The organism is Janibacter sp. HTCC2649 (genome assembly GCF_000152705.1).
Classification (GTDB): Bacteria; Actinomycetota; Actinomycetes; order Actinomycetales; family Dermatophilaceae; genus Knoellia.
In genome coordinates this window covers 3979675-3993011 of the sequence record NZ_CH672413.1, presented here as the reverse complement: position 1 = coordinate 3993011, position 13337 = coordinate 3979675, and the positions used below count along the sequence as shown (strand labels likewise).

Below are 13337 nucleotides of genomic sequence, written 5' to 3'. Positions count from 1 at the left end.
GCTCGCCTACGCTGGTCGGGTCATGAATGCTGCAACCCGCCCCTCAGAGGTCCCCACACTCGTGGATCTCGAGGCGTGGTCGGCCCGTGAAGCGGCGCATCAGCGGCGGGTCGACGTGGCCACTGCAGACCACCGCTCGCGTCGGGGTCAGGGCGTGCCTCATCCCATCGAGGACTTCCTCTTCAGCTACTACTCCACGAAGCCCTCACAGCTGCGGCGCTGGCACCCCGGAGTGGGCGTGCGCCTTGAGGGTGCTGCGGCGCTGGAGCGAGCGTCGTGGAAGCACTACCGCGTCGTCGGTGACGCCGTCGAGGTGGACGTCGATGCCTTTGTCGCCGCGCGCGGTCGGGCCGTCGATTTCATCGGCCGCCTGCTGGCCGCCACCTCGGCGCGACCCGCCCGGCTCGGGTGTTTCGGACTCCACGAATGGGCGATGGTCTATCGCGCTCGCGAGGGGGATGTGCGCCACGAGCAGGTGCCCCTGCGGCTGAGCCAGAACGAGACCGACGAGGTCGTCGAACGGCACCAGATCACCTGCAGCCACTTCGATGCCTTCCGATTCTTCACGCCAGAAGCCCTGTCGCGCAATGCGATCCAGCCGACGCGCGAGTCACAGCTGGAGCTCGAGCAGCCGGGTTGCCTCCACGCCGGTATGGACGTCTACAAGTGGGCGACCAAACTGACGCCGATCGTCCCGAGCGACCTCACGATGGACTGCTTCGACCTCGCCAAGGAGATCCGGCTCCTCGACATGCAGGCGTCGCCCTATGACCTCTCGGACTATGGCGTCGCACCGGTGAGGATCGAGACGGCAGCCGGCAAGGCGGCATACCTGGAGCGTCAGCGAGCGTTCGCGGAGCGCTCGAACGTGTTGCGGCACAGGCTGATCGGCGTGCTGGACACCTGCGTGCCCTGAGGCGGCCGCGTCGACTGCCATGTCAACCATTGACGTGTGAACGTTCGACGGCGTTGGATAGTCCCATCGCCCGGGACTCCCCCGGGACCTTTGCTGGAAGGGTTGCGACGATGGCGCGCAGGTTTTCACGATTCGGGGCGGGGGCGCTGGCGGCGACGCTGGCCGCAGCCGGACTCACGCTCAGCAGCACCTCGGTGGCGTCGGCCACGGACTGGGGCACCTGCCTCGCGGGTCCGGACGACACACAGTCGGCCTTCACCCGGGCCTCGCGGGTCAGCGGGGTCCCCGAGGACGTCCTGCTCGCCGTGGGATACCTCGGCGGCCGGTGGAGCCACCACGGTGGACAGCCCAGCGTGTCCGGCGGGTATGGCGTGATGCACCTGACCGACGCACCGGTGGCCCCGGTGTCCGCACCCGAGAAGGGTGACACCAACCAAGGGTTGCCCAGTCGTGCGGGCACGCTGCAGGTGGCGCGCCAGCAGACCGGGCTGTCGGCCGAGCAGCTGCGCACCGACCCGGTCGCCAACATCTGCGGCGCCGCGGCGGTGCTGGCGTCGTACCAGCCCGGCACGACCACGAAGGCCCCGGCGGGGTGGAGCAAGGCAGTCGCACGCTATGCCGGCACCGCCGACCGACAGGAGGCCCTGCACTACGCCGGCCTCGTGTTCGACGTGCTTCGAGCCGGTGCCACCGAGACCACGGATCTCGGCGACACCGTGAGGCTGGCGTCGAACCCGAGCGCGGCTCTGGACACCTCCGCGGTGGCGGACGACCGCCTCCTCCAACCCGGCGTCCAAGAGCTCGAGTGCCCCGCGACGATCGAGTGCGACGTCGTCGAGGCGCAGTACCGCAGCACCGGACCGGCCGTCACGCAGTACGTCAACTACGACCTCGCCGACCGTGAGAAGGACCTGTCGATCGACTACCTCGTCGTGCACAACACCGAGTGCACCTACGACGTCTGTACCAAGCTGATCAAGGGCGAGGCCGAACCGAACCGGTTCGTGTCCTGGCACTACACCGTCCGATCCAACGATGGGCACGTCGACCAGCACGTCGCCACCCGTAACGTCGCCGCGCATGCCGGCAACTGGTACCTCAACATGCACTCCGTGGGTGTCGAGCACGAGGGCAAGGCCGGCGAGCCGGGCACGTGGTACACCGAAGCGCTGTATCGCTCCTCGGCCGAGCTCGTGACCTACCTCGCCGCGCAGAAGGGCATTGAGCTCGACCGTGCCCACATCGTCGGCCACGAGGAGTTCATGTCGAGCAACTACAAATGGGACCCGGGGCCGTACTGGGACTGGGAGCACTACATGGCGCTGCTGGGCGCCCCGATCCGGCCCGACCGACGTGGCCCCAGCCAGGTGTTCACCGTGAAGCCCGGCTTCACGGACAACGCTCGCAGCCTCGACGGGTGCTTCGCCACGGAGACCCAGCCGGGCCGCCCCTGCCCCTCCTTCGGCACCAACTACGTCGACGTCCGCACGGCCCCGAGCGACTCGGCGCCGCTCGCGTGGGGATCCTCCGACCTGGTCTCCGACCGCGACGCTCGCGCAGTCGCCGGCCACAAGTTCTACGTCATGGGGCGCCAGGGCGACTGGCTGAAGGTCTGGTGGGACGGCTCCGCCGCGTGGATCAAGAGCCCGAAGGGCGACCAGGCCAACGTCGTCCCGTCCCAGGGCGAGGTCGTCGAACCGGTGCGCCCGTCCGTGCCGGTCTATGCGCGCGCCTACCCCGAGGCCTCGGCCTACGCCGGCACTCCGGTGCCCTACCAGGGGCAGCCCACCGTGACCGCGCCCGACGGCTCGGTGCTCACCCTCCAGCCGGGTCAGCGCTACGTCATCGCCGACCGGACGGTTCCGACCGACTACTACTACGCGAAGTCCTTCGACAACTCGCTCCCCGGCGACAAGACCGTGGTCACCGGGACGGAGGAGTACGTCCAGGTCTGGGTCGGGCACCGCTTCGGCTACGTGAAGGCCGCGGACGTGAGGGTGCTCTCCGGCCGTTGACAGGGCCAGCTCTGGCGATCTCGTGGCGGTGCTCGGGAGCGGAGCCGCCCGACCCGCTGCACCACCGTCCCCTCGAGATGGTGCTCGACCTGCTCGACCTGCTCGACTTGCTCGGTGTCAGCCCAACGTCAGTCCGGGGTCACCCGACCGCGACCCGACTTGAGGTCACCACGGCGCTTCTTCGCGTCGAGTCGGCGCCGTTGGGAGCCGCGGGTCGGCCGCGTGGGGCGACGGGCCGGTGGCGCTGGCGCCAGGGCGTCCCGCAACAGGTTGCCAAGACGCTCACGGGCGGCGGCGCGGTTGCGCAGCTGCGAGCGGTACTCGGACGCGGCGACGACGAGCCGACCCTGGACGAGGCTGGAGTCCAGAACTTCGAGGACGCGCTCAATCTGGGTCGGTGTGAGGGACGTGGAAGCGGCTGGGTCGAAGACGAGCTCGACCCTGCTGTCGGTGGTGTTGACGCCCTGCCCTCCGGGCCCCGACGACCGGCTGAACCGCTCGAGCAGGTCAGCCGCATCAATGACGAGACCACCCGGCATACCCGGACCTGGTCTCACCACGAGATCACCCGTTCCGGACGTCACAGCAGGGGCGCAGCCCGGACGGCGGTCAGCTCGGCCATGATCTCGGGCCGCGCAAAGAGCCACCGAAGCAGCTTCACCATGGCCGCGCGACCCACCCCGCGCCCTTGCTCCGCCGCATCGATGAGGACGCCCCCGATCCAGGGCATCTGGTCGTCGGACCCTTCCGGCCCCTGCTCGCCCGTCACTGCGCCATCATCGGCGTGCGTGGGCACGGCTGTCGAGCACGTTTGCCATCCGGGACCTCTTGGGGAGGCCTCCACACCTCGGACGAGGAGGCCTGTCACCCGCTGTAGTAGCCGTAGTCCAGTGCGTAGAGACCGCGCAGCGTCGGGTACTCCGCCGTCGTCCACAGTTCGCCCCGCCCACTCCAGTAGCTGAAGTCCTCGGTGCCCACGGGCAGATGGTTGCCCCAGCTGACGAGCGAGCCGGACGACGGCGTGTAGCGGTAGAGATCCCCGCGGTCGTTGTCCGTGCCGGCGACCGAACCACCGTCGCTCTGGCTGAGGAAGAGGCTCCCGTTGACGAAGACACCACCCTGGAGGCTGTCGACACCGATGTCCCAAGCACCGTCTGCACCGGCCACGGTCGACGTCGTCTCGGCGATCAGCTTGGACGTCTCGTCGAGGTTGTAGCGCACGGTGCGGGGCGAGACCTGCGCCGTGTCGCCGGGCGCGCGGTACTCGGTGGCGATGAGGGTGTCCGGTGTGGTCGTGCGGTCGATCGACACGGACGAGTAGCGGAACGTTCCCGTGCGAGCGTAGCGGTGGACCTGTGGCGCGACGTACTTGTAGCCGTAGGCGCCATAGCCGGCTGAGGTCTTCCCGATGGCATCGGTGATGGACGTGTTGACGCTCCACATCCGGCCCATGTCGAAGACACGGATGCCGGTCGTGTCGGCGACGTAGAGGTAGCGGCCGTACCAGGCCAGACCACCAGCGTGGGTGCTCGCGATCGAGAACGTGGGCGACGTCGAAGTCCCACCGGGGACGGCCAGGAGGACGTGGCGGTACTTGGCGTTGGCCCGGTCAAGGATCGAGACCCGCGCTCCCTTGTCGGTGCCGCCGTCATGGTCGTACCAAGAGGTTGCGATGAGGGAGCGTCCGCCGGCTGTCGTACCTGCACCCCCGTACGCGTCATAGGTGGTCGAGACACCCTGGGGGTACCACTGCTCAGTGTCGTTGTCGTCGTCGGCCCAGCAGTACTTCTTGATCACGTGAGGCAGCACCGACCCGCAGGCAGACCCCGTCGGGCCCACCCGGTTGGCGTCTGCGGCAACGGTGTCGATGCTGAGGTTGGGCAGCGCGGTGTCGAGGGCGCTGAGCACCGCACTCGAGGTGCTCGTCCGGCTGAGGTCGAAGCCAGCAGTGGAGATCGGCGACGCAGCCTGCGCCGCCCCCGCCCCGATCGAGCCGACGACGACGGCCGCCGCAGCCGACGCCATCACCGCTCGCAAGAACCCTTTTGCCCCGAGAACGCGCAGTCTCCGCATGTGCTTCCCCTCCAGTCTGCGGGGTCCGAGCGACCCCCCACTGAAGGCTATGGCCGCCTGCGTCGCACCGCATCCGCTGGAGCGTGGGCCGCGCGCCCGACTCGGCCACTCAGCGCGCGGGAACCCCGGCACGCAGCAGTCCGTAGGTGACGCTCTCGACCAGCGCCATCCAGCTGGCCTCAAGGATGTTGGGCGCCACCCCGATGGTCTCCCAGGTGGTCTCGCCGTCACTGGTCTCGATGAGGACACGCGTCACGGCATCGGTGCCGTGGGCCGCATCAAGGATGCGGACGCGGTAGTCGATGAGCTCGAGGTCCTCCACTTCCGGGTATGCCGTGGCGAGAGCGAGCCGGAGCGCGTGGTCGAGTGCGTTGACCGGACCGTTGCCCTCGCCGGTGCGCAGGACGCGCTTGCCGCCCGCCGTGAGCTTGACTGTCGCCTCGGACAGCGCGTTGCCCTCCGACTGCGAGTCGGTGATGACCCGCCACGACTCGATCTCGAAGAACGCCGGAAGCGCACCCTCGATCTCGCGCCGCAGCAGCAGCTCAAAGCTCGCATCGGCGGCGTCGAACGTGTAGCCACGCAGCTCCAGGTCCTTGACCCGAGCCAGCACCTTGGCCACGAGGGCGCTGTCCTCGGCGTTCTGGGGGTCGAGCTCGAACCCGAGCTCGCGCGACTTGAGCTCGATCGACGCGCGCCCGGCCATGTCGGAGATGAGCATGCGCATGTCGTTGCCGACGGCCTTGGGGTCGAGGTGCTGGTAGAGATCAGGGTCAACCTTGATGGCACTCGCGTGCAGCCCCGCCTTGTGCGCGAAGGCGCTCGCCCCCGTGTACGGCTGACGCGAGTAGGCCGGGACGTTGGTGATCTCACTGATCGCGTGGCTGATCCGCGTCGACTCCTGGAGGAGGTGCGGGTCCATGACCTGCAGCCCCTCCTTGAGCTGGAGGTTGGCGACGACCGTGACGAGGTTGGCGTTGCCGGTGCGCTCGCCGTAGCCGTTGATCGTGCCCTGCACGTGGGTGACCCCTGCATCGACAGCCGCCATCGAGTTGGCGACTGCGCAGCCGGTGTCGTTGTGGCAGTGGATGCCCAGCCGCGCGGCTCCATCCACGGGGTCGAGCCCGAGCGCGGCGACGACGTCCTTGACGACGTCCCAGACCTGGCCGGGCAGCATCCCACCGTTGGTGTCACACAGCGCGGCCACCTCTGCGCCCGACTCGAGGGCCGCCTGCAGGGCCTCGATCGCGTAGTCGCGGTCCACGGCATACCCGTCGAAGAAGTGCTCCGCGTCCAGGAAGACACGCCGCCCCTCCCCGCGCAGGAACGACACGGTGTCGCGGATCATCTCGAGGTTCTCGGCGCCGGTGGTGCGCAGGGCACGCTCGACGTGGCCGATGTGCGACTTCGCGACGAGGGTGACGACGGGCGCCTGGCTGTCGATGAGCGCACGCACGAGCGGGTCCGTCGCCGCCTTGCCCCCGACCCGTCGCGTTGCACCGAAGGCCGCGAGCGTCGCGTTCTTGAGGGTGAGTTCGGTGGCGGCCCGGGCGAAGAACTCCGTGTCCTTGGGGTTCGCTCCGGGCCAGCCACCTTCGATGAAGCCGACTCCGAGGTCGTCGAGGTGCGACGCAATCGTGAGCTTGTCCGCCACGGAGAGGTTGAGGCCCTCCTGCTGGGCACCATCACGCAAGGTGGTGTCGTAGACGTGCAAGTCGCTCATTCGTGTCGCCTCGATCTGGTCTCGTGCGTCGGCTTCGTCAAAACGTGTGCCTCAAGTGTCGCTGTCGACGTGCGCTGCTGCTCGAGCGGCCGGGGGTGTGGCGGCCGAGCCTTGTCGTCCGGCCGACTCGGGCTCACCATCGTCGACCAAACAAAAAGACCCCCCGGGTGTGGGAGGTCTGCGCGACGAACTGTGCGTTCGTCGCGCTAGTCGATAATGACGGTGGCGGTGGCCACGGACATGAGAGTCACGGGGAGAGACTGACATGGGTGACCGGCATCTGGGAAGGCGTGTCCACATCGCGGTCGCCGCGAGTTTCTTTGAGGGTATGCCGCCCGCTCCTTTGCGTCGCTACGCTCGCCTTCCATGGGAGAGACGTTGCACCTGACCGCCATCCTCGAACCGCGTGGGCCTGCCGGTGGGTTCGCCTTCACGGACGAGCAGGTCGCCGCGATGGGTGATGGCGCCAAGGCCTTCCCGGTCATCGTGACGATCAAGGGCAAGGCCATCCCGTTGCGACTGGCCCGCATGGGCAAGGAGAACCTCGTCGGTTTCAGCAAGGCTGCACGTGCCGAGGCGGGCGTGGAACTCGGCCAGGAGGTCACGTTCGACATCGCGGCCGACCTGACCCCGCGCACCGTCGAGGTGCCCGACGACCTGGCCGCTGCGTTGGTCGCAGACCCTGCCCTGGAGAAGGCGTTCACCGCGATGGCCTACTCGCACCGCAAGGAGTACGTCCGCTGGATCACCGAGGCCAAGCGCGAACAGACCCGGATGGATCGGGTGGCCAAGGCGGTCGACATGGTGCGCGCCGGCCAGACCCGCTGACGCCCGGCGACAACCGGACCAGCTCAGCGTCGGCCCTTGCCGACCCGTCCCCTCGACGCGGTTCCGTCGAGCGACGCCTGGTCGGCGGCCGCCCGGCCCACGTTCCACCCCTCGGCGTCACGCACGGAGCCGACCGAACTCTTCTTGACGACCGGGAACCACTCGCCCATGACCTCGTCGACCTCCTCCGCGCGGGCGGCGAGGATCGGCACCAGGGCTTGGCCTCGTGAGCTGGCCTGTTCCTGCGCCGACTCGACCTCGGCATCCATCACTTCGCGCAGTCGTTCACCGATGCGGTGGGCGTAGGCCGTGAGGAAGGACTGGCGGAAGGAGCGGGTGCGGCTTCGGCCACGGTGGTCGGCGCGCTTGCCCTCGGCCATCAGCCTCGCGTTGGCCTGCACGAGGAGCGAGGTGAAGAGCAGCTCGACGCTGTCGAGATCGGCTTCGAACCCCATGACCGTTCCGAACCCGAGCTCACGGCTCCACACCATTCGACACCGGTTGGCCGTTGCCACCGCATCGAGCAACACGGCCTTGGGTCCGTCATACGGGGTGTCGATGCCGATGCGTCGGCCGTGGGGCCCGTCGCTGCTTCGACCCTCGCGGCCCTCGTCGGCGGCGAGCAGAGCTGCGTCGATGCTGTGCCGTGCCATGAGCGCCTGAGCACCAGCCGTGAACGTCTCGGCCTCGGCCTCGAACGTCGTCGACTCGGCCTTGGCGAGCAGCATGCGCACGCGGGCGAGGATCCGGTCGTCCGCCTGGGGCCCGGGCGCCGCCGACGAGTCCATGGCGTCCGTCGGCCCCGATGCGCCTCGCTCGGGAGGCCGGACGGTGCCCGGCAGGGGCGAGAGCCGTTCGATCCTGGGCAGGGTCCACAGCAGGTGCAGCACGATGAGTCCCTGGGACAGCAACGTCAGCCAGTCGACGCCACGACCGCGCCGGGCGTCGAGCCAGGTCTGCGAGCGCAGCCACCAGACTCCCCCGTCGAGCTCGATGATCTGGGCCAGCCACCGGTGGTCCACCGTCGAGGGGGCATAGCGACCGAGTTCCTCGCTCATCGCGTCGACGACCAGCGCCTGCTCGTCCGTGCTCACCGTGCGTGTCGCCATGCGGTGGACGTCGGCTGGCTGCCATCCGCGCTGCCAGGCCTCCTTCGTCGCGGCGGCGATGCTCTCGACGAGCGTGGAGACCACAGACCGTCGCCCGGCCTCAGCACTGCACCGTTGAGCCAGGGAGACGGCCGCATCGTCGAAGGCGCGGCCACGCTTGGCTGCAAGCGCTGACAGAGCGAGGGCGATGAGCGCTTCGGTCGACCTGTTGCTCGCATCGGCGAACTCGTGGTGCTGCTGCTGTGCCCGTTCGCTCGAACTCATCGGGCCTCCCCCGTCGTGGTGTGAGCGCTCAGCATGGCACCGAACCCCGACGGCACTGACACCCTCAGCCGCCATCTGTGGACGAGGCCGGTGGTGCCGCCGGCCTGTGGACAAGACCATCCCTGACGTCAACTTCCAGTTGACAAGGGAGTCCGCGTCAACCTACGGTTGACGCATGGCATCTCGACTCTTTCTTCGCCCCAGGAAGAGCACCTCCCTCTCGACCGGCATGGTGTTCGTCCTCCTGGGACTCGCCTCACTGACCCTGTCGCGTGGGCGCGACGGGTTCGACAAGGGCCTGTTCACCGGAGCCTGCGTCGCCTTCATGGTCCTCGGCGCCTACCTCCTGGGCTCAGGGACCTTCCGCAAGCCCACCGACGACGAGTCAGGCCACAACGACGCCTGGCTGCCCAGCCGTGACGAACGCTGAACCCGGCCACGGGGCCAAGGTGAGCGACCCGACCGAGGTGAGCGAACGGCATACCCAACTGGTCGATGCCATCGGCTCGGCCATCCTTGACGGCGCACCCCAGGACGACCCCCTGGGACTGGTGCGACGCGTTGCCGACGCCGAGGGCTCCGTGCGGCACCTGCTGCACCAGTCGGTCGGTGCCGCTCGCGCGGCCGGCCACAGCTGGGCCGCGATCGGAGCCGAGCTCGGCATGAGCCGCCAGGCCGTCCAGCAGCGCTTCGGCGAACGCGCCCACGACACCCTGACGGCCGAGCAACGCTGGCTGGGACCGGTCACGGCCTTCGACGAGATGGCCGAGCTGGAGATCGCCGGTCGTCTGGGCTGGCACACGATCCGGGCCGGGATGCTGCGTCACCTCGTCGTCCGCACCTCCACCCAGTGGGAGCACAAGCGCGTCGTGTGGACGGGTTCGCTGAGCCGCCACGAGAAGGCCGGCTGGGTCGTGGGCTGCCGGGCCTTCCCCTGGGTCTACCTCGTGCGCGACACGGGCCGGCCCGTCGAGTCCTGACTAGGAGTGGCCCGGGACACCGAGTGTGAGGTAGGCGAAGCCGAACGCGTTGCGATAGCCGTGCAGCCACCGCCTGCGGTGCTCGTCGGCCCGAGCCCGGACGTCGGCGTCGTCGTGGTGGAGCAGCCACTCCTCGAGGTCGGCGAGATAGCCGGACTCGAACGCGAACAGCTCGTCCTCGTTCGCGGTCTCGATCCACAACGGCCGGAACCCCGCCTCGACCGCCAGGTCCACCAACGCAGCAACGGACGGCAGGGCGACGACGTCATCCCACACGAGGTCGGGGTCGCCCGGACCCCGCACCTCCCACGTCCCCTCGCCGAGGACCAGACGACCACCGGGTCGCACGAGCGGCTTCAGCGCCGCGAGTGCCTCGGCCGGTGAGTCACCGAAGGCATGGGAGGAGCCGATGCAGATGACGACGTCCGCCGGCTCGCTCAGCTGGTCACCCGACAGGTTCTCGAAGGTCACCCTCGTCGAGACGTCGAGCTCGCGGGCACGCGCCCGTCCCCTCGTCAGGTGGCGCTCCTCGGTGTCGACACCGAGGGCACGTGCTCCCGGAGCCTGCGCCGCCACCCGGATCAACAGCTCCCCCCAGCCACACCCCACGTCGAGGACGGTGGATGGCCCAGCCGCTGCCACCCGAGCGGCGAGGGCGTCGGCACGCGCCTCGGACAACGGCGCGTTGAAGGTCAGGTGCTCATAGAAACCCGGGGTGTCAGTCACCGGGCCGAGTCAATCAGTCAGGTCCGCACAGTGCGACCGGGTTTCACCGGGAGACCAACTCAGGTGATCGAACGCCACCAGTAGCTCGGCGCCTCGGGCAGGGCCGACAGGTCGATGCGTTCGCCGGGGCGAGGCACGACGACCTTCGCTCCACGACGCTCGGCCTCGACGAGAACACGCTCGACCGGCTCGCTCCACGGGTGGAACGCGAGGTTGAACGTGCCCCAGTGCACCGGCATCATCACCCCAGCCTTCACGTCGAGGTGGGCCTCCACGCCGTGCTCGGGCGTCATGTGAATCGTGGGCCAGCCGTCGTCATAGGCGCCGACCTGCACCAGCGACACGTCGAAGGGTCCGTAGCGCTCCCCGATCTGGGCGAACCCGACGAAGTAGCCCGTGTCACCCGAGTAGAAGACCTTGTGCGACTCACCCTCGATCACCCACGAGGCCCAGAGCGTGCCATCGCGTGACAGCCCGCGCCCGGAGAAGTGCTGGGCCGGTGTCGCGACAAGGCGCACGCCCTCGACCTTGGTGTCCTCGTGCCAGTCGAGCTCGTCGATGCGGTCGAGCGGAACACCCCACTTCTCGAGGTGGGCGCCGACGCCGAGAGGGACGACGAACCGTGTCTCGGGACGTAGTGCCGCGAGCTCCTTGATCGAGTCCATGTCGAGGTGGTCGTAGTGGTCGTGCGAGATGACGACGGCATCCACGGGCGGCAGGTCCGCGATCGCGACCGGCACCTCGTGGAGGCGATGCGGCCCGACCTGCTGCGAGGGCGAGCAGCGGTCGCTCCACACGGGGTCGAGGAGCACGACGGTGCCGTCGACCTGGACGAGTGCGGTCGAGTGCCCCAGCCACGTGACGTGGGTGCCCTCGGCCCGGGGCTCCAGCGGTTCGCGCACGAGCGGCACGTCCCCGACCGGGTGCCGTTCCTGGCGTCCGGCGACGAGCTCCTTGACGGTGCCCGCGATCGAGCGCGAGGACGGCGCGAAGCGCAGTTGCTGGTTGTGGAACTTGCCGTTCGACCACTCGGGCGACTCCGCCATCCGAGCGGCGCGCGCGCCGGATGCGCGTCCGCCCATGGCTTCAGGTATCGGACGTCCCGCGCGCACGAGCCATGCAGCGAGTCCGACACCACCTGCAGCGATCGCCAGTCCTGGGATTTTCACTCGTCCAGTGTCACCCACGCTGCTGGTTGGCGCTGCATGCCTGCACCAAAGCGTCGAAGAGTCGGGTGTCCGTCCCCGCCTCCGGGTGCCACTGAACCGCAACCCGGAACGGGTATGCCGTGTCCTCCATCGCTTCCAGCGTCCCGTCCTCGTGCCATGCCGAAGCCGCGTAGCCGGGGTGGGTGCGCACCGCCTGGTGGTGGTAGGTCGGGACGTCGAGGACCTCGGTGCCAAGGATCGAGGCAAGACGCGTGCCCTCGACCGGAGTCACATGGTGCGACGCATAGACACCCGGTGTGGGGCTGTGGGCCTCATGACCCACCCGGTCCGGGACGTGCTGCTCGAGCTCGCCACCGGCAGCCACCGCCATGACCTGCATCCCGCGACAGATCCCGAGCAACGGCTGGCGCGTCCGTGCCGTCACCCGGGCCACCGCGAGCTCGAAGGCGTCGCGGTCCGGCCGAGGTGACTGGACGCGGGAGTCGGGCACGGCGGCATACCGGATCGGTTCGACGTCGGCTCCGCCGGCGATGACGACACCGTCGAGACGCGCGAGCAGCCCTGCAACGAGGGCGTCGTCGGCATCGAAACGCGGCGGGAGGACCACCGCGATGGCACCCGCGCGCTCGAGGTGCTCGACGTAGGCATGCGGCAGGACGGTGCTGTGCTGCCCCGCCCAGTCACCCCGGCTCACCGGCTCGACGTAGCTCGTGACGCCGATGACCGGCCTCGTTGCCACGACGCCTCAGAGGGGTGTGACGTAGGCGCCGGAGATGCCGCCGTCGACGAGGAAGGTGTTGGCCGTGATGAAGCTCGACTCGTCGGAGGCGAGGAAGAGGACGGCGTTGGCCATCTCCTCCGGCTCACCGAACCGACCCATCGGGACGTGGATGAGGCGCCGGGCGGCCCGCTCCTCGTCCTTGGCGAACAGCTCACGCAGCAGCGGCGTGTTGACCGGGCCCGGGCACAGGGCGTTGACGCGCACCCCCTGGCGGGCGAACTCGACGCCGAGCTCGCGCGACATCGACAGGACCCCGCCCTTGGACGCGCTGTAGGAGATCTGCGACGTGGCCGCACCCATGACCGCGACGAAGGACGCCGTGTTGATGATCGAGCCCTTGCCCTGCTCGATCATGTAGGGCAGGGCCGCCTTGCAGCAGAGGTAGACCGAGGTCAGGTTGACCTCCTGCACCTTGCGCCAGGCGTCGAGGTCGGTGTTGAGGATCGAGTCGTCCTCGGGCGGGCTGATGCCGGCGTTGTTGAAGGCGATGTCCACGCTGCCGAACTTCTCCTTGGCCGTGGCGAACATCGCGTCGACCTGGTCCTTGTCGGTGACGTCGCAATGGACATAGGCGCCCCCGATCTCGTCGGCGATGCGCTCACCGTTGGCGTCATCGAGGTCGCCGATGACGACCTTGGCACCCTCTTCGGCGAAGCGGCGCACCGTCGCCAGCCCGATGCCCGAGCATCCTCCGGTGACGACGGCGACCTTGCCTGCGAGCCGATCTCCCATGTCTTGCTGACCTCAGTTCTG

General features: G+C 69.0%; 14 protein-coding genes. 5 read left to right on the top strand and 9 right to left on the bottom strand.

What is annotated here, in order from left to right:
• The first annotated feature begins 22 nt into the window (after window positions 1-22).
• Together JNB_RS19010 and JNB_RS19005 are read left to right on the top strand one after the other, a co-directional pair.
• On the top strand, window positions 23-916 hold the full coding sequence (locus JNB_RS19010) for a hypothetical protein (RefSeq protein WP_040885262.1): 894 nt from the start codon (window positions 23-25) through the stop codon (window positions 914-916).
• 110 nt (window positions 917-1026) lie between these two features.
• Window positions 1027-2931, top strand: a complete 1905-nt coding sequence (locus JNB_RS19005) for an N-acetylmuramoyl-L-alanine amidase (protein ID WP_009778160.1) — start codon at window positions 1027-1029, stop codon at window positions 2929-2931.
• Window positions 2932-3059: 128 nt separating this feature from the next.
• Here the strand turns inward: JNB_RS19005 and arfB are convergent, their stop codons facing one another.
• The 4 genes from arfB to cimA form a co-directional block, all read right to left on the bottom strand.
• On the bottom strand, window positions 3060-3470 hold the full coding sequence (gene arfB / locus JNB_RS19000; protein WP_009778159.1) for an alternative ribosome rescue aminoacyl-tRNA hydrolase ArfB: 411 nt from the start codon (window positions 3468-3470) through the stop codon (window positions 3060-3062).
• A gap of 41 nt (window positions 3471-3511) precedes the next feature.
• Window positions 3512-3700, bottom strand: a complete 189-nt coding sequence (locus tag JNB_RS21775) for a GNAT family N-acetyltransferase (protein WP_040883988.1) — start codon at window positions 3698-3700, stop codon at window positions 3512-3514.
• Between the two features lie 95 nt (window positions 3701-3795).
• Window positions 3796-5004 (bottom strand): hypothetical protein, encoded by a 1209-nt coding sequence (locus JNB_RS18990; RefSeq protein WP_148232520.1) that lies wholly within the window; start codon window positions 5002-5004, stop codon window positions 3796-3798.
• Between the two features lie 109 nt (window positions 5005-5113).
• The gene (gene cimA, locus JNB_RS18985; RefSeq protein WP_009778156.1) at window positions 5114-6727 is read right to left on the bottom strand and encodes a citramalate synthase; all 1614 of its coding nucleotides are present in this window, start codon (window positions 6725-6727) and stop codon (window positions 5114-5116) included.
• Between the two features lie 366 nt (window positions 6728-7093).
• Between cimA and JNB_RS18980 the strand changes: the two genes are divergently transcribed.
• Complete coding sequence (locus JNB_RS18980; RefSeq protein ID WP_009778155.1) at window positions 7094-7555, top strand: YdeI/OmpD-associated family protein; 462 nt, start codon at window positions 7094-7096, stop codon at window positions 7553-7555.
• 23 nt (window positions 7556-7578) lie between these two features.
• Here the strand turns inward: JNB_RS18980 and JNB_RS18975 are convergent, their stop codons facing one another.
• The gene (locus JNB_RS18975) at window positions 7579-8928 is read right to left on the bottom strand and encodes a DUF2786 domain-containing protein (protein ID WP_009778154.1); all 1350 of its coding nucleotides are present in this window, start codon (window positions 8926-8928) and stop codon (window positions 7579-7581) included.
• Between the two features lie 175 nt (window positions 8929-9103).
• Here JNB_RS18975 and JNB_RS18970 point away from each other — a divergent pair, with 175 nt between their 5' ends.
• Together JNB_RS18970 and JNB_RS18965 are read left to right on the top strand one after the other, a co-directional pair.
• Window positions 9104-9358, top strand: coding sequence for a hypothetical protein (locus tag JNB_RS18970; protein ID WP_148232519.1), 255 nt, complete (start codon window positions 9104-9106; stop codon window positions 9356-9358).
• Window positions 9345-9908, top strand: coding sequence for a hypothetical protein (locus tag JNB_RS18965; RefSeq protein WP_009778152.1), 564 nt, complete (start codon window positions 9345-9347; stop codon window positions 9906-9908). Before JNB_RS18970 ends, JNB_RS18965 begins: the two co-directional genes overlap by 14 nt.
• Here the strand turns inward: JNB_RS18965 and JNB_RS18960 are convergent, their stop codons facing one another.
• The 4 genes from JNB_RS18960 to JNB_RS18945 form a co-directional block, all read right to left on the bottom strand.
• On the bottom strand, window positions 9909-10634 hold the full coding sequence (locus JNB_RS18960) for a cyclopropane-fatty-acyl-phospholipid synthase family protein (protein WP_009778151.1): 726 nt from the start codon (window positions 10632-10634) through the stop codon (window positions 9909-9911).
• Between the two features lie 59 nt (window positions 10635-10693).
• Complete coding sequence (locus JNB_RS18955) at window positions 10694-11716, bottom strand: MBL fold metallo-hydrolase (protein ID WP_083784536.1); 1023 nt, start codon at window positions 11714-11716, stop codon at window positions 10694-10696.
• A 97-nt stretch (window positions 11717-11813) separates the two neighbouring features.
• Window positions 11814-12542 (bottom strand): gamma-glutamyl-gamma-aminobutyrate hydrolase family protein, encoded by a 729-nt coding sequence (locus JNB_RS18950; RefSeq protein WP_009778149.1) that lies wholly within the window; start codon window positions 12540-12542, stop codon window positions 11814-11816.
• 6 nt (window positions 12543-12548) lie between these two features.
• Window positions 12549-13316 carry a 3-oxoacyl-ACP reductase gene (locus tag JNB_RS18945; RefSeq protein WP_009778148.1) on the bottom strand — a complete coding sequence of 256 codons (768 nt, stop codon included), beginning with the start codon at window positions 13314-13316 and terminating at the stop codon, window positions 12549-12551.
• Between the last annotated feature and the right edge of the window lie 21 nt (window positions 13317-13337).

Coding starts and splice junctions, on each gene's coding strand:
- JNB_RS19010 (WP_040885262.1), top strand. CDS start 23: ATGAATGCTGCAACCCGCCCCTCAGAGGTCCCCACACTCGTGGATCTC.
- JNB_RS18980 (WP_009778155.1), top strand. CDS start 7,094: ATGGGAGAGACGTTGCACCTGACCGCCATCCTCGAACCGCGTGGGCCT.
- arfB (WP_009778159.1), bottom strand. CDS start 3,470: ATGCCGGGTGGTCTCGTCATTGATGCGGCTGACCTGCTCGAGCGGTTC.
- cimA (WP_009778156.1), bottom strand. CDS start 6,727: ATGAGCGACTTGCACGTCTACGACACCACCTTGCGTGATGGTGCCCAG.
- JNB_RS18975 (WP_009778154.1), bottom strand. CDS start 8,928: ATGAGTTCGAGCGAACGGGCACAGCAGCAGCACCACGAGTTCGCCGAT.
- JNB_RS18970 (WP_148232519.1), top strand. CDS start 9,104: ATGGCATCTCGACTCTTTCTTCGCCCCAGGAAGAGCACCTCCCTCTCG.
- JNB_RS19005 (WP_009778160.1), top strand. CDS start 1,027: ATGGCGCGCAGGTTTTCACGATTCGGGGCGGGGGCGCTGGCGGCGACG.
- JNB_RS18955 (WP_083784536.1), bottom strand. CDS start 11,716: ATGGGCGGACGCGCATCCGGCGCGCGCGCCGCTCGGATGGCGGAGTCG.
- JNB_RS18990 (WP_148232520.1), bottom strand. CDS start 5,004: ATGCGGAGACTGCGCGTTCTCGGGGCAAAAGGGTTCTTGCGAGCGGTG.
- JNB_RS18945 (WP_009778148.1), bottom strand. CDS start 13,316: ATGGGAGATCGGCTCGCAGGCAAGGTCGCCGTCGTCACCGGAGGATGC.